The organism is Roseovarius sp. MS2 (assembly GCF_051447875.1).
GTDB lineage: Bacteria > Pseudomonadota > Alphaproteobacteria > Rhodobacterales > Rhodobacteraceae > Roseovarius > Roseovarius mucosus_A.
On record NZ_JBKHVF010000001.1, the window covers coordinates 993,014 to 1,007,829 of the forward strand.

At 60.5% G+C, this 14,816-nt stretch carries 16 protein-coding genes and 1 pseudogene; 4 read left to right on the forward strand and 13 right to left on the reverse strand.

All coding sequences use genetic code 11. The features are described 5' to 3' along the window. Window positions 1-35: 35 nt before the first annotated feature. A complete protein-coding gene (locus ACLGGT_RS04960) occupies window positions 36-1,073 on the reverse strand; it encodes an ABC transporter ATP-binding protein (protein WP_151977904.1) in 1,038 nt (345 codons plus the stop codon). After that, window positions 1,070-1,846, reverse strand: a complete 777-nt coding sequence (locus ACLGGT_RS04965; RefSeq protein ID WP_037297008.1) for a DeoR/GlpR family DNA-binding transcription regulator — start codon at window positions 1,844-1,846, stop codon at window positions 1,070-1,072. Before ACLGGT_RS04965 ends, ACLGGT_RS04960 begins: the two co-directional genes overlap by 4 nt. 299 nt (window positions 1,847-2,145) lie before the next feature. Here ACLGGT_RS04965 and ACLGGT_RS04970 point away from each other — a divergent pair, with 299 nt between their 5' ends. Next, on the forward strand, window positions 2,146-3,030 hold the full coding sequence (locus tag ACLGGT_RS04970) for an HAD-IIA family hydrolase (RefSeq protein ID WP_081507437.1): 885 nt from the start codon (window positions 2,146-2,148) through the stop codon (window positions 3,028-3,030). A 36-nt stretch (window positions 3,031-3,066) separates the two neighbouring features. Here ACLGGT_RS04970 and ACLGGT_RS04975 read toward each other — a convergent pair whose 3' ends face one another. Next, a complete protein-coding gene (locus ACLGGT_RS04975; protein ID WP_008279593.1) occupies window positions 3,067-3,822 on the reverse strand; it encodes a class II aldolase and adducin N-terminal domain-containing protein in 756 nt (251 codons plus the stop codon). After that, window positions 3,819-4,262: a VOC family protein gene (locus ACLGGT_RS04980; RefSeq protein WP_081507436.1), complete on the reverse strand. Its 444-nt coding sequence runs from the start codon at window positions 4,260-4,262 to the stop codon at window positions 3,819-3,821. The genes ACLGGT_RS04975 and ACLGGT_RS04980 overlap by 4 nt, the downstream gene beginning before the upstream one ends. 62 nt (window positions 4,263-4,324) lie before the next feature. On the opposite strand from ACLGGT_RS04980, the gene ACLGGT_RS04985 reads away from it, so the two are divergent. Both ACLGGT_RS04985 and ACLGGT_RS04990 read left to right on the forward strand, forming a co-directional pair. Continuing rightward, window positions 4,325-5,788: an AMP nucleosidase gene (locus ACLGGT_RS04985; protein ID WP_437195175.1), complete on the forward strand. Its 1,464-nt coding sequence runs from the start codon at window positions 4,325-4,327 to the stop codon at window positions 5,786-5,788. 132 nt (window positions 5,789-5,920) lie between these two features. Then, a complete protein-coding gene (locus ACLGGT_RS04990) occupies window positions 5,921-6,208 on the forward strand; it encodes an HU family DNA-binding protein (RefSeq protein ID WP_037270194.1) in 288 nt (95 codons plus the stop codon). A 103-nt stretch (window positions 6,209-6,311) separates the two neighbouring features. On the opposite strand, the gene ACLGGT_RS04995 is transcribed toward ACLGGT_RS04990, so the two are convergent. Both ACLGGT_RS04995 and ACLGGT_RS05000 read right to left on the reverse strand, forming a co-directional pair. Then, a complete protein-coding gene (locus ACLGGT_RS04995; RefSeq protein WP_421999646.1) occupies window positions 6,312-7,295 on the reverse strand; it encodes an NAD(P)H-quinone oxidoreductase in 984 nt (327 codons plus the stop codon). A gap of 16 nt (window positions 7,296-7,311) precedes the next feature. Beyond that, window positions 7,312-8,001, reverse strand: coding sequence for a COQ9 family protein (locus tag ACLGGT_RS05000; protein ID WP_437195176.1), 690 nt, complete (start codon window positions 7,999-8,001; stop codon window positions 7,312-7,314). Window positions 8,002-8,107: 106 nt separating this feature from the next. Between ACLGGT_RS05000 and rpsU the strand changes: the two genes are divergently transcribed. Beyond that, window positions 8,108-8,314: a 30S ribosomal protein S21 gene (gene rpsU / locus ACLGGT_RS05005; RefSeq protein WP_008207378.1), complete on the forward strand. Its 207-nt coding sequence runs from the start codon at window positions 8,108-8,110 to the stop codon at window positions 8,312-8,314. A 136-nt stretch (window positions 8,315-8,450) separates the two neighbouring features. Here the strand turns inward: rpsU and ACLGGT_RS05010 are convergent, their stop codons facing one another. The 7 genes and pseudogenes from ACLGGT_RS05010 to ACLGGT_RS05040 form a co-directional block, all read right to left on the reverse strand. Continuing rightward, a complete protein-coding gene (locus ACLGGT_RS05010; RefSeq protein WP_008279599.1) occupies window positions 8,451-8,639 on the reverse strand; it encodes a hypothetical protein in 189 nt (62 codons plus the stop codon). A gap of 105 nt (window positions 8,640-8,744) precedes the next feature. Beyond that, complete coding sequence (locus ACLGGT_RS05015) at window positions 8,745-9,464, reverse strand: gamma-glutamyl-gamma-aminobutyrate hydrolase family protein (RefSeq protein WP_008279600.1); 720 nt, start codon at window positions 9,462-9,464, stop codon at window positions 8,745-8,747. Beyond that, a complete protein-coding gene (locus ACLGGT_RS05020; protein WP_437195177.1) occupies window positions 9,461-10,414 on the reverse strand; it encodes an amidoligase family protein in 954 nt (317 codons plus the stop codon). Before ACLGGT_RS05020 ends, ACLGGT_RS05015 begins: the two co-directional genes overlap by 4 nt. A 4-nt stretch (window positions 10,415-10,418) precedes the next feature. Next, window positions 10,419-11,597: a 23S rRNA (adenine(2503)-C(2))-methyltransferase RlmN gene (rlmN, locus tag ACLGGT_RS05025; RefSeq protein ID WP_008279602.1), complete on the reverse strand. Its 1,179-nt coding sequence runs from the start codon at window positions 11,595-11,597 to the stop codon at window positions 10,419-10,421. Between the two features lie 115 nt (window positions 11,598-11,712). After that, window positions 11,713-12,608, reverse strand: a pseudogene (speB, locus tag ACLGGT_RS05030) (agmatinase). Window positions 12,609-12,676: 68 nt separating this feature from the next. Further along, complete coding sequence (locus tag ACLGGT_RS05035) at window positions 12,677-13,426, reverse strand: C40 family peptidase (RefSeq protein ID WP_437195178.1); 750 nt, start codon at window positions 13,424-13,426, stop codon at window positions 12,677-12,679. Next, a complete protein-coding gene (locus tag ACLGGT_RS05040) occupies window positions 13,423-14,802 on the reverse strand; it encodes a leucyl aminopeptidase family protein (RefSeq protein ID WP_437195179.1) in 1,380 nt (459 codons plus the stop codon). Before ACLGGT_RS05040 ends, ACLGGT_RS05035 begins: the two co-directional genes overlap by 4 nt. Window positions 14,803-14,816 lie beyond the last annotated feature (14 nt).

Sequence of the window (14,816 nt, forward strand, 5' to 3'; positions counted from 1 at the left end):
TCCCAAGAATTAAACACGGTATTTCCAACGTGACCTCACGCCGTCACGCCATTCGGATGCCGAAGTCTGTTTCCTTCTGTGTCGAAGAAGTGCAGATCCTCATCGGCAAAATCTATGTCGAGCACGTCTCCGGCTGGGATGTTCCGCAATCCCGGCATCGCGATCACCAACCCATTCGCACCGGGATGTGTCAGCCCTACGAAGGTCTCTGACCCGAGGAATTCACATTCGGAGACGCGGCATTTCAGGCGCCCCTTGCCCGGACCGGCCAAACGCAAACTTTCTGCGCGCAGGCCAATTTTATCAGCCCCCTCAAAACCGGGCAGCGTCGCGCTATCAATCAATGCCATCGGCGGAGAGCCGACAAATTCGGCGACGAATGTATTGGCAGGGCGGTAATACAGGTCCTCGGGTGCGCCGGTTTGCTGGATGCGCCCGTCCTTCATCAACACGACGATATCGGCCATGCTCATGGCTTCGGTCTGATCATGGGTCACATAGATGACGGTGATACCCAGATCGACCTGTAGTTTCTTGATATCCTTACGCACGGACGCCCGCAGCTTGGCATCAAGGTTCGACAGAGGTTCATCCATCAAGCAAAGCGGCTGGTTCGCCACAATGGCACGGGCAAGCGCCACGCGCTGCCGCTGGCCCCCGGACAACTCACCCGGCTTACGTGCCTCGTACCCCAACAATCCGGTAATCTCGAGGGCGCGTTGCAACTTTTCCCGCCGCTCAGCCGCAGGCACCCGGCGCACCTTGAGCCCGAAAACCACATTCTCCGCGACACTGAGATGTGGAAAGAGCGCGTAGGACTGAAACACCATCGACAGATTTCGCTCAGACGGTGCGGCCGTGGTCACGTCCCGTCCATCAATCAAGATCTGCCCCTCATCCGGCAGTTCCAGCCCCGAGAGCAGGCGCAAAGTGGTCGACTTTCCGCAACCAGATGGCCCAAGCAGGGCCACAAACGATCCGCGCGGGATCGACAAGGAAACCCGCTCGACGCCAAGCTGCCCCTTCCAACGCTTTGCGACCTCTCGCACGTCTACAAACGCATCCGACATCAGCCAATGTCCTCTGCAAATGTGATCCGGCCTCCCAAACGCTCGACCAGTTGGTCAAACGGCGCGGCTGGCGCGCGGTCGCAGATTATATGGTCGATCTGGGCAATATTGCCGCCAACGGCGGGGGCCAGACGCCCGAATTTGCTACGATCTATCACAAGGATGGATGTTCGCGCGTTCTGCCACATGCGGTCGGTGGCCCGCACCTCGGCTTGATGGAACTCCAGCAACTCGCCCTCCGCTCCGATGCCCGCCGTTCCAAAGAGGGCGAATTCGGCGCGGTAACGACCAAAGAACTCGACCACCTCCTCGCCGACAAAATCGCGGTCTGGCAACCGGAGTTCCCCACCCGGAACGATGATGCGATTGGAAATCTCTTCGCTCAGCGCCATGGCAGCGCTGAGGTTGTTGGTGACGACGGTCAATTCCCTTTTACGATGCAGCGCCCGCGCCACGCTGAGCACGGTAGAGCCGATGGAGATAAAGACCGTTGCCCCATTGGGGATCATCGCCGCCGCCGCATTGGCAATAGCGCGCTTTCCTACAAGATTGGTGCCCGCCCGCTGGTCAAACGGTGTATTGCGGCGGCCCTCGGCAAGCTCGATGCGCCCATGCGCGCGGTGGAGGGTTTCACCATCACAAAGCAGATCAAGATCGCGCCGGATCGTCTGCATCGAGACGCCGAACATGTCGGCGAGGGCGCCCACACTCACGCCTCCCTGTTCTTGAACAACCTGTTGAATAAGGTCGTGTCGCCGACTTTTCTTGGACGCCATCTGAGTTTCCATAACTTTGCGCGATTGTTGGTCACGAAATGCAACAAAGCAACATTTTTTTGCTTGGTTTTCCTCTAGTCTCAGGGCCAAAACCTTAAGATCATCACAGCAATCGCAAATACTATCCAAATTAAACCTTTTTACAGGCTTAACTCGAAAATATGACACCTATGTGAAATGTCGCTTTGTTGTTTTGGACTTTCAATTTCTTCTCGGCAATGTAAGTTTTCCTGAGCTGGGTCTATTCTGCGGCCTTGCGGCACACGCAGTTCGACCAAGTCGGAGGCTTCACCAAACTGATGGACACTGTCGCGACTATTTTCGACCGCTACGAGGCCGTGCGCCACCGCTTGCCAAGGGTTCACTCGCCAACACGGACGCGGGAAATCAGCTCTCTGCATGACATCGCAGCACAAGCAGATGCCTTTGTCTTTGACGCTTACGGTGTGCTGAATATCGGCGAGGCGGCCATACCCGGCGCCGCGCAACGTTTGAGAGAGTTGAGAGAAATCGGATGCCAGATTCGCATTCTCTCCAACGCGGCCAGCTACACCCATGCCGGCGCCATGACCAAGTTTCAAAATCTGGGCATGGGGGTCAGGGATCACGAGATCATCACCAGCCGAGATGCCACATTGGCGCATCTGGATGACAGGCTTTGGGGATGTATCGCCGCGCCACAGGACAATCTGTCCGATATTTCCGCCCCTACCCGGCGACTGGTGGATGATCCCATCAGCTATGATCAGGTCGAAGGCTTTGTTTTTCTCTCTACCGAGGTCTGGTCGCTGGATCGCCAAGCGCTGCTCGAAACCGCACTGTTAAAGCGCCCGAGGCCAGTGATCATCGCCAACGCCGATCTGGTTGCCCCGCGCGAACACGGCTTTTCGCTAGAGCCCGGTTATTTCGGGCATCAACTTGCGGATCGCGGCATTCCAGACGTGCGGTTCTTTGGCAAACCGTTTCCTGCCGTCTACGAAATGGTTGAGGCGTCCTTGCCTAGCCTACCGCGCAATCGAATTGTCATGTGCGGCGACACGCTTCACACAGATATTCTGGGGGCTGCGGCGCGGGATTGGCAAACGGTCCTTGTGGAACAAGACGGCCTCTTCTCTGGTCAGGACACCAGCGTCTATCTCAGTCAAGCGACCCTTTTCCCAACGTGGCGCCTGTCCCGCATCTGAGACAGGCGCGCCGCACGTGGCTGCAACGGCAAGACACTATTGCGCGTAGTCCGAACCTTCAGCGTCCAAAATGGCCTTGAGTTCCGACAGATGCCGATCTGCCTGGCCCGGGTAATCATCAAGTTCCTGCGCCGTCTTTTCCGCAACCGCATCCGACAGAACCCGCAGGGGGCGCCCGGTTTGCAACGCCCGGATATAAGTCTCGGCGGCACGCTCGAAATAATAGAGGCGGTTGAACGTGTCCGCGACACTATCGCCAATCACCATCACCCCGTGGTTGCCCATGATCAGCACCTTCTTCTTGGGGTCGGTCAAAAGCCGTGCACAGCGCGCGCCCTCATCCTCGAACGCCAGCCCGCCATAGCCCTCATCGACCACATGCCGGTTATAAAACGTGGCACAGTTCTGGTCGATGGGCGGCAGGCGGCTATCGGCAAGGCTGGCCAACACAGTGGCATGAATAGAATGCACATGCATGGCGCAGCGGGCATGGGCGCAGTGCCGGTGCAACCCCCCATGCAGGCCCCAGGCGGTGGGATCAGGCGCATTTGGCCCCTCTAGCGTTTCGGGATCATTGGCATCCACAACGATCAGATCGCTGGCGCGGATACGGGCGAAATGCATCTGGTTGGGGTTCATCAGGAACCGCGTGCCATCATCATTGATCGAGAGGCTAAAATGATTGGCAACCGCTTCGTGCATGTTCAGGCGCGCGGTCCAACGAAAGGCCGCGGCAAGATCCACGCGCTCTTGCCAGTGGTCCATGTTGGGGCGCAGGTTTGTCACATTCATTTCGCTTTCCTTTCAATCTCGGTCAGGGGCCGTGAGGCGACCCACGCATAACCATTGGGGCACAGGATGCAGCATTCGCGCAGCCCGTGGGGTTTGTTGGTGGGCGGTTGCAGGATCATGCCGCCTGCACCTTCGGCGCGGGCGGCAACCGTGTCGGGATCGCTGTCGAAAAGGTGCAAAGACGCCCCGGCCCCGCGCGGCGGGCTCTCAGGCACAAGGCCAAGGATCGGGTTGGCGGCGTAGGTATGATCGGCATGCAGTTGCATCACCTGATCGCCATAGACCATGATCGCAAAATCCGCGCTCAGACGGTGGGCCGCCATGCCGAAAACGCTGACAAGAAAAGCCGCCTCAACCCGCACATCGCGCACCAAGAGGTTGAGGCCAAGCCCGCGCAGGCTGGCCCCGAATTCCTCAGGCGTAATCGTTTCGTAATCCATGGCCTCAGCTTGATCATGCCCCCGGCACGTGTCAACCTGAGAGCATGCTGCAGGAGACACGCATGAGCATCAGCACCCCCGACAAGATCGCCCCAGAGGCGTTCACAGAGGCGCGCGCGGCGGTGGATCGGCTTTGTCAGCTTTATGCGGCAAGCACAGAGTTTCTCTGCACAGCCTTTGCAAAGGCTTTGGCCGGGCACCTGCCGATGGGCCGGGTGCGCGCCTATTATCCCGAAATACGTTTGACCACGACGACCTATGCCAAGGTCGACAGTCGGCTCAGCTTTGGCCATGTCTCGAACCCCGGCACCTATGCCGCAACGATCACGCGCCCCATCCTGTTCCGCGCCTATCTGGAGCAACAACTGGGCCTCTTGATGGACAATCACGGTGTCGGGGTCATGATCGGCCTCTCTGACACGCCTATTCCTGTGCATTTCGCGGTGGCGGGGGATGCAAACCTCAGCGTGCCACAAGAAGGTGCCGCAGAGTTCACCCTGCGCGATTACTTTGACGTGCCGGATCTGGCGACCACCAATGACGATATCGTCAATGGCACATGGCTGCCGGGGCTGGACGGGGCAGCCCCTTTGGCACCGTTCACTGCGCAGCGGGTGGATTATTCGCTGGCACGCCTCACGCATTACACGGCAACCGATCCCTGCCATTTCCAGAATTACGTGCTCTTCACCAACTATCAATTCTATGTCTCGGAATTCGAGACCTACGCCCGGCGCATGCTGGGGGACGCGAGCAGCGGCTATTCGGCTTTTGTCAGCACCGGAAATGCCGAGATCACCGGGCCAGATGATATCCTACCTGCGCCCGAACGATTGCCGCAGATGCCAGCCTATCACCTCAAGCGGGCGGATGGGTCGGGGATCACCTTGGTCAATATTGGGGTGGGTCCATCCAACGCAAAGACCGCGACCGATCATATCGCCGTGCTGCGCCCGCATGCTTGGGTGATGGTCGGCCATTGCGCGGGGCTGCGCAATTCGCAATCCTTGGGCGATTTCGTGCTGGCCCATGCCTATCTGCGCGAAGATCGCGTGCTTGACGCTGATCTGCCCGCATGGGTGCCCATCCCCGCGCTTGCCGAAATACAGATCGCACTGCAAGAGGCGGTGGCCGCCGAGACGCAGCTTGAGGGGTTCGACCTCAAGCGCGTCATGCGCACCGGCACAGTCGCCAGCGTAGACAACCGCAACTGGGAACTGCGCGAGCAATCCGGACCAGTGCAACGCCTCAGCCAGTCGCGCGCCGTCGCGCTGGACATGGAGAGCGCCACGATTGCCGCCAACGGGTTCCGCTTCCGTGTGCCCTATGGCACGCTGCTTTGCGTTTCGGACAAGCCGTTACAGGGCGAATTGAAGCTGCCCGGCATGGCCTCGGATTTTTACAAATCCCAAGTTTCACGTCACCTCATGATTGGGATTCGCGCCATGGAATCATTGCGCCGCATGCCCCTTGAACGCATCCACAGCCGCAAATTGCGCAGTTTTGAAGAGACAGCTTTCCTCTGACCCGACGGAAATCCGCACAAAATCCAGCAAAAGGGCTTGCTTTTGCCCACTAGCCGTTGTGTTTAGCCACATCATGGCGTTTAATCACGCGCATGAGGCCCAAGGGACGGGCAGTTGTAAGGAGACCATAAAATGGCAAAACCCATGACCAAGACCCAACTCGTCGCCGCTCTGGCCGATGATATGGGCAGTGACAAGAAGACCGCTGGCGCAGCTCTGGACGCCGTGATCGCGATCATCACCCGTGAAGTATCCGCCGGCGGTGCCGTGACCCTGCCCGGCATCGGCAAGATTTATTGCCGTGAGCGCCCCGAGCGTATGGTGCGCAACCCCGCGACAGGCGAGCAGATGAAGAAAGAGGCCGACAAGGTGGTCAAGATGACCATTGCAAAGGCACTCAAGGACAGCGTGAACGGCTGATTTGCGGCCCGCTGGCGCAGCATTCGCAACGCCAGCCTGCACCAGAGATCAAAAGGGCCGCCCAATGGGGCGGCTTTTTATTTGTCTCGATCGTTGAACCGGGTCACGCGACCTTGAGGACGATTTTGCCGATGTGCCCGCTCGACTCCATCCGCGCATGCGCAGCAGCAGCCTTGGCCAGCGGATATTCGGAATCCATTACAGGCGCGATTTTACCCGCCTCCAGCAGCGGCCAGACATGGGTGCGCAGGCTTTCGGCAATCCGCGCCTTGGCGAGATCGCTTTGCGGGCGCAGGGTGCTGCCGGTGATCGTCAGGCGACGCATCATCACCTGAGAGAAATTCAGCTCGATCTTGGGGCCTTGGAGAAAGGCGATCTGCACGAGGCGTCCATCATCGGCAAGCGCCTTGACGTTGCGGGGCAGGTAATCGCCGCCAACCATGTCAAGGATCAGATCTGCGCCGCCCTCGGCAGACAACACCTCGGTGAAATCCTCTTCGCGGTAGTTGATCGCGCGTTCGGCCCCAAGATCCATGCAGACCTTGCATTTCTCGGCGGAGCCTGCCGTGGTAAACACCCGCGCGCCGAAGGTGTGGGCGAGTTGAATGGCCGTGGTGCCGATCCCAGATGAACCGCCATGCACAAGAAACCGCTCGCCCCCCTTGAGTGCGCCGCGCTGAAACACGTTAGACCAGACGGTGAAGAAGGTTTCCGGCAGACAGGCGGCCTGTTCGAGGCTAAGACCATGCGGCACCGGCAAGCAATGCGCTGCGGGCGTGGCCACATATTCGGCATAGCCGCCACCGGGCAATAGCGCGCAGACCTGATCGCCAAGCGTCCAATGCGTGACGCCCGCACCAAGCGCCACGATTTCCCCTGCCCCTTCAAGCCCCGGAAGGTCAGAGGCCGTGGGCGGCGGCGCATAGAGCCCGGCACGCTGCAAGGCATCCGGGCGGTTGACACCGGCATAGGCCAGCCGGATCACGACTTCGCCTGCGCGTGGCGCGGGAATGGGGCGAGTGGTCAGTTGCAATACTTCGGGGCCACCCGCCTGCGTGATTTCGACGGCCTGCATCGTCTTGGTCATTCATCTGTCCTTATATTCAGTTCGGGCCATTCCAGCGGCCCGGCATACCCGTCTGCGCGCCCGGCTGCGGCGCACGGATACGGCTCAAAAAACTGAGCGGTCCCGCCATGAGGCCCGACACCAAACGGTTGTCACGGGCCTGCGCCTTGAGCTTTTCGATCTGCATCACACCCTCGATGCGGCGATCAAGAAATTCCCACGTGCGGGTTTGGCCGTCACTGTCGTCACCCAACCAATAAAGAACGGTCGCGCCATAGACACCCGAGAGCGTTGCGCGTTTGGTGTACCAATTCACATCCTGCGATGTGTCCCCAAGAGCGGTCCAGATGTGATCAGCCGTTTGCCAGAGGGCGCGCGCACCATCGGCAGCATAGGGCGGCAAGGAAAAGAGGGTCATCCCCCGACGTACCAATTCGCGATCCTCGACCGCCTCAAGGCGGACACGCACGGCAAACGCCACGCGATCCCGAAAACGCAGGGTGCTCAGGTCGGTCTCGGCCAGTCGTTTAAGCATCGCGGCATCGCCTGCCGCATGATAGGCAAGCGCCAAATCGACCGCGCCGCGCGGACAAATCGCGGACACAAGGCCGGGGGCAATCCCAGCATCCTCAGCGGCAAGACGCAGGGTGGTTTCGCTCCAGCCATCGAAGGGCACATGGAGCGCTGCGGCATCCAGCAAACGGGTCATCAGATCGGGTTCGGACATCGAAAATCCTCCTTGCGGCGCACCCTAGACAAATCCAAGATGCTTTGCTATACGGCGCCTTCCTGCAATCTATTGCAACTTTAACTTAGGAAGGTGGTGACACCACATGCAGGTTAGTGTTCGCGACAACAATGTCGATCAGGCGCTCCGCGCTCTGAAGAAAAAACTGCAGCGCGAAGGCGTTTTTCGTGAAATGAAGCTCAAGCAACATTTCGAAAAGCCGTCCGAGAAGAAAGCGCGCGAGAAGGCCGAAGCAATTCGCCGTGCCCGGAAACTGGCGCGCAAGAAAGCGCAGCGCGAAGGCATGCTCTAAGAGCGCTCTCCGCAGGTTTTTGCGGCACGTTTGACGACCCCCGGGCAGATGCTTCGGGGGTTTGTCGTTTTTGGGGCTTAGCCCCATCAGCCCAAGGGCCGGTCGCCTATAGATTTCAGCCAGAAACAGGCCGCGGTCAGCTCAGTTGGCAGAGCGGTGCATCCTGACGGATCGAGGTGACAAAACGCCCCTCGGCGGTGTCGCGGATCGCATAGCCATACCCGCGCAGGCGGTGCTTCCATTCCCGCTCGGAAACGGCGAGATGACGCTCGCGCATCACGAGATTGCGGATTTCGGTGCTGCTTTCATTCTGGTTCAGGTTCATTGTTTCTATCCCTGTTAAAATTTGCCTCTGAATTTAGGGATAGGTGACGGATGTGGCGGTAATCGTGCCGGATTATGGCAGGGTCGGGGAATTATCGCGACAGGGTCAACGTGCCACGGCATCCACGCCGGGCAGTTGCGCCGCATGATCGCGCCGCGCTGCGGCCGCCGCGATGAGCGCACGAAAGATGCCCATTTGCCGATGCGCATAAAAAAGATGCTCGGGGTGCCATTGCACGCCCAAGGCAAAGGGTTCCTTGACCCGCTCGACAGCCTGAATCATGCCAGCACTATCCCGCGCAGCGATGCGCAGACCGTCCCCCAAGCGATTAACGGCCTGGGTATGCAGGGCGTTCACCTTCATCGGTTGGGTGCCCGCAAGCTGTGCCAGACGGGTGCCGGCGGTAATCCGAACGGTCTTACGCGGCAGCACGGTGCGGATGTGATCGCTGGCGGCATAGGTCTCATACGCGTCTTGATGCAATGTGCCCCCAAGAGCGATGTTGAGCATCTGACTACCCCGGCAGATACCCAAAACCGGCTTGTCATGCGCAAAGGCGGCCAAGACCAGCCCACGTTCCAGCGCGTCCCGGTCGGGATCTAGTCGCGCGGATTTAACCAGCCGCCCGCCATAGAGATCCGGCGAGATGTCATCGCCACCGCCGATGATGAGCCCATCCACCAACTCTATGTCAGCCGCGCGGCCCGCTTGCCACCGCAGGGCGCGCCCCCCCGCCAACCACACATTAAGCGCGATAAGCGGAAAGATACGCCACCCTGACCGGCGCGAAACTGTGACCCCGATCACGGGGCGGCGTGCGGTCATACTCGATCAAGCCCCGCCGATTGCAGGATACGACCTGCGCGATTGGCCCAGCTTTGACGCGACAGCGTGAGCAGGCCGTGATCGTCCTGCCAGGCCTGCGACAGGCGCTTGAGCAGCGCGGTATCGGCGGCCACCCGTTCCACAGTCAACCAGCGTTGCCATTCATCGGCAATCGACCAAGCGGCCTCGTCTATCCGGCAGTCGGGCAAACGAAAATGAAAGGTCGGGCGTGCCGATGTCTTGTCGGAAATGGCCGCCTTGATCCGATCCGCGTCGAAATGCGCAAAGAGGGGCAGCATATCAAGACCGCGATTGCGGCTTGGCGTCAGTTCGAGATAGCTGCCGATCACCCTCTCATGCGCGGCCTCTGGCCCCATTTCGATCAGCGCACGGGTAAAATCAATCGGGTATGGGTCTGTAAAGGGTAAGAGACGGCGGGCCTCGTCAATAGGATTGGCGGCGCGCAGCCAGTCCTCGATCAGCGCATAGGCAAGCAAAGGGCGAACCGTGTCGGCATCAGCATCGCTGGCCATCTCAATGTTCAGATGCAGGCCAAACCCAAAGAACCAGCCCGCGCCGCTGCCCAAAGCCCCTGCATCCCGAAGCGTCATCCGCAAATCATCAAGGCGGGCAAGGCCATCCATATCAAGCGGTTTGGTGACGATTTCCACCGGCACCACTTCGCGCCCCAGATCTAGCGCCAGATCGCGCAGTTTGCTGTGTTCCGCGTTGCGCAGAAAGATGTCGAGATAGATGTCGATCTGTCCGATCTGGCTATTCTCAACCCGCCAGATATGGCTGTCCACCTGTTGCGCCGTGCCCCCCAGTTTGGATGCACACAGGTCCGCCACGCGCGATTCCGGCAAGCCGCCAAGCTCGATTTCGACACCGACAAGGCGGGGATCACCCGTAGCGTTCAATGGCTGCGGCAGGGGGGCAAAGGCGGTCATTGGGCTAAAGCCCTGCCTCGGCCTCGATCTGCGCGCGGGATTTGCGGGAGCGTTCGGTGGCGGATTTCAACTGGCCGCAGGCGGCCATGATATCCTCGCCACGGGGCGTTCGGATCGGGCTGGCATACCCAGCCTTGTAGATGATGTCGGCAAAGCGTTCGATCCGCTCCCAATCGCTGCGTTGATACGGGCTGCCGGGCCACTCGTTGAATGGGATAAGGTTGATCTTGGCCGGAATGCCCTTGATCAGTTGAACAAGGCGGCGGGCATCGGCATCACTGTCATTGACACCTTTGAGCATGACATATTCAAAGGTGATCCGCTCGGAATTGCTCAGGCGCGGATATTCGCGCAGCGTGTCCAGCAGCGTGGCGATGTTCCATCGCTTGTTGATCGGCACCAGAGTATCGCGCACCTCATCCGTAGTGGCGTGAAAGCTGACAGCCAGCAAACATCCGATTTCCTCAGCCGTCTTGGCGATCTCGGGCACAACACCAGAGGTCGAGAGCGTGATACGACGGCGTGACAGGGAAATCCCTTCACCATCCATGGCGATTTTCATGGCATCGCGCACATTGTCGAAATTATAGAGCGGCTCGCCCATGCCCATCAGGACAATATTGCTGATAAGGCGGGGCCGCTCGCCTGCAGGCTCGCCCGGTTTGGGCCATTCGTTCAAGTCATCACGCGCCAGCATCACCTGACCGATGATCTCACCCGCCGTCAGGTTGCGCACCAGTTTCTGCGTGCCGGTGTGGCAAAACGAACAGGTGAGCGTGCAGCCCACCTGAGAGGAAATGCACAACGTGCCGCGATCGGTTTCGGGGATATAGACCACCTCGACCTCATGGCCGCCCGCGATCCTTACCAGATACTTGCGCGTACCATCGGCACTGACCTGCTTGCTCACGACTTCCGGGATTGTCACCACAAAGTTTTCGGCCAATTGGGCACGATAGGCTTTGGCCAGATTGGTCATGGCATGAAAATCACGTACACCCCATTGATAGATCCACTGCCAGATCTGATTGACCCGCATCTTGGCCTGCTTTTCGGGCGTGCCATGCGCGATCAGCACCTCACGCAGCGCATCGCGCGTTAACCCCACCAGGTTGATCGGCCCGTCGGGCAGCTTGCGGGGGATGGTCAGCACATCCTGTGTAATGGGGGCAGTTTGGGTCATGGGCCTGTCGCGGTTCGGGCTGGGATATGATCCCATATAGGATTCGCGCACGGATTCCAAAGGGTTTGGCGGAGCGCGCCGCCAAACCATGCGTCATGTGTGATCTGTTGGGGCCTTACCCCTCGGCGTGTTGCCCCGCCATGACACAGAGCAGCTCAAACATGATCGACGCACCTAGAAATGCCGTGCCGCCAGAGGCGTCAAACGGTGGCGACACTTCGACCAGATCGGCACCGATGATGTTGACCCCGTGCAGCCCGCGCACGACCTGCAATGCCTGATAGCTGTTCGGCCCCCCACCTCGGGCGTGCCGGTGCCGGGGGCAAAGGTTGGGTCAACAAAGTCGATGTCATAGCTGACGTAGGTGTCACCATCGCCTGCAATTTCACGCGCCTCGGCCATCACATCTTCGGGGCCACGGGCGTGAAATTCCTCGATCAGGATCAGGCGTATACCCTCAGCCGCGGCGAAATCGCGATCTTCGGTGTCATACATCGTGCCGCGCAGGCCGATCATCACGACGCGTTTTGGATCAAGCAGCCCCTCTTCGACTGCGCGACGGAACGGCGTGCCATGAGTATACATCGTGCCACCGAAATAGGAGTGATAGAGGTCTGTATGGCTGTCGAAATGGATCATGCCCACAGGCGCGCGGCGGGCCAGCGACCGCAGCACCGGCAGGGTCGTGAGGTGATCCCCGCCTGCGGTCAACGGTATGATCCCCGCACCGGTGACCGTATCGTAGAACTCGGAAATCCGGCGCATACTGTCGATGATATCCGCAGGGTTTGGCCCCACATCCCCCAGATCGGCGCAATTCACCGCCTCGAACGGGCGCATGCCGGATGTCGGATGCTGCGCGCGGATCATGGTCGAGGCATCGCGCAATTGGCGAGGGCCATGGCGGGGGCCGGGCCGGTTGGTGGTGCCGCTATCCCAGGGCACGCCGATCAGGCCAATTTGCACATCCTTGTAGCGCTCATGCCCGTTGGGCACATAGGGCAGCCGCATGAATGTGGGCACACCGGCAAAGCGCGGCAGCTCAAACCCGGAAATCGGGTGAAAGAAGGGATCAGAGGTCATGACAGTCCTTTCAGGCGTTTGCGAGAGGTGACGGGGCCGCCCCCCTGCGCGGTGATGCGGGCAATGGCATCCGCTATGGGTTCATAGGCAACGGCCATGTGATGCGCGTTGGCATGGAGGAGCGTGGCGGGATCAGACACCCATGCGACATGCCCACGCCAGAAGAGGAGGTCGCCGCGTTGGAGGGGGGCGGATTCAGACAAAGGCGCGCCAAGGCTTTGCTCTTGCGGTCCGCTGTCGCCCGGGCAGGCAATGCCACACGCAAGACACCCCGCCTGCACCAACCCCGAACAATCAATTCCAAAGCTGGAATTTCCACCCCAGAGATAGGGCGTGCCCAGCAGGGTTTCGGCCACGGTGACAGGATCAGGGTCGAGCACGTCCAGCGATGACAGATGGGCGTGCGGGACGTATCCCTGCGGCGTTTCGGCAAATCGGCCTTGTTGGGAAAGCACCTGAAGCCGCGCACCATGGCTAAGGCTGAAGCGCTCGCGGGTCTTGAAATCCGGCGCGGGATAGAGATGCGTGGCGCGGGCGCTGACGCGGTGGGTAACTGTCCCCTCAGTCAGCGCCGAGTCAGGCACAAAACCCGAATAGCCGTCGCGGATGGCTGTAACCTCTGCCCATTCATCAGCGATCGACTGCACCGTGACACCCTCACCCATCAGAAGTTGTCGATCGCGCGGGCCGTCGGGGCCGCGCAATAGGTCAACGAGAGGCAAGGCAATCAAGCAGGGTGTGGTCACAGCCCCAGCACCTCTGGCAGCGCCTCCAAAAGCGCGCGCGCGCCCATGCCGACGCCTCCCTTGGGGCGTGCGGGGGCGGCGGAGGGCGTCCAGCCGTAGATGTCGAAATGGCTGTAGTTCAGCCCACCCGCAAAGCGGCGCAGGAAAAGCGCAGCGGTGATCGAGCCTGCAAATCCGCCCGAGGGCGCGTTGTCAAGATCAGCGATGCCCGGCTCGATCATCGCCTCATAAGGCGTGTGAAACGGCAAGCGCCAAACCGGATCGGCCACGCGCGCGGCGGCGGCCTCGAGTGCCCCGGCAAAGCGGGGATCGTCAGTGTAATAGGGCGCAAGGTCCGGCCCAAGCGCCACGCGCGCTGCCCCGGTGAGGGTGGCCATGGAGATCATCAGATCGGGTGCATCCTCGGCCCCATAGGATAGCGCATCGGCCAGCACCAGCCGCCCCTCGGCATCGGTGTTGTTGACCTCGACCGTCAGACCATTGCGCGCGGTCAGGATGTCGCCGGGGCGAAACGCATTGCCGGCCACCGCGTTTTCCACCGCCGGAATGAGCACACGCAACTGCACCGGCAAGCCGAGCGCCATGATCATATGCGCCAGCCCCAGCACCGTAGCAGCCCCGCCCATGTCCTTTTTCATCAGGCCCATGGAAGAGCCGGGCTTGAGATTGAGCCCGCCCGTGTCGAAACAAACGCCTTTGCCCACAAGCGTCAGTTTAGGCCCCGTCTTGCCCCACCGCATTTCCATGAGGCGCGGGGCCACAGCCGAGGCGCGCCCAACCGTGTGGATCAGCGGAAAGTTCTGGGCAAGCAGATCTTCGCCCCGCACGCAGGTCACGCGCGCGCCCTGCTGATCGGCGATGGCGGCACATGCCGCCTCAAGCGCATCGGGGCCAAGATCATTCGCGGGGGTATTGATGAGGTCGCGGGTCAGCGCCTCGCCCGCCGCGATGATTTCCAACCGTGCCGCATCGACGCCTTCGGGCGCAACAAGCCTTGCCTTGGCCGGGGATTGGTCGCGATAGCGCTCATAGGCATAGTGCGACAAGAGCCAGCCAAGCGCCTCGGTCTCGGCCTGATCCTCGGGCAGGCCTGCAACGCGGTAGGTGCCCGCAGGCAAGGCCGCGGCAATCCCGGCAAGATGAAACCGCCCCCGTGCGCGCGACGTCGCCGATCCGTAACCGCCCAAACCCATGGCAATCCCACCCGCCGCATCGGGCACAACCAGCACGCGCCCAAGGGCACCCGTGAACCCCATGGCGCGCACCCATGCCGCAACTTCGGGCGTTTGCCCTGCAAGCCACCCCTCAAGGGCCTCCTCAGCTACAAGATGCAGCGGCAGGGCGGGCGTGTCGGGAGCAGCGAATCTGAGGCTCATTCTGGCAGACCTTT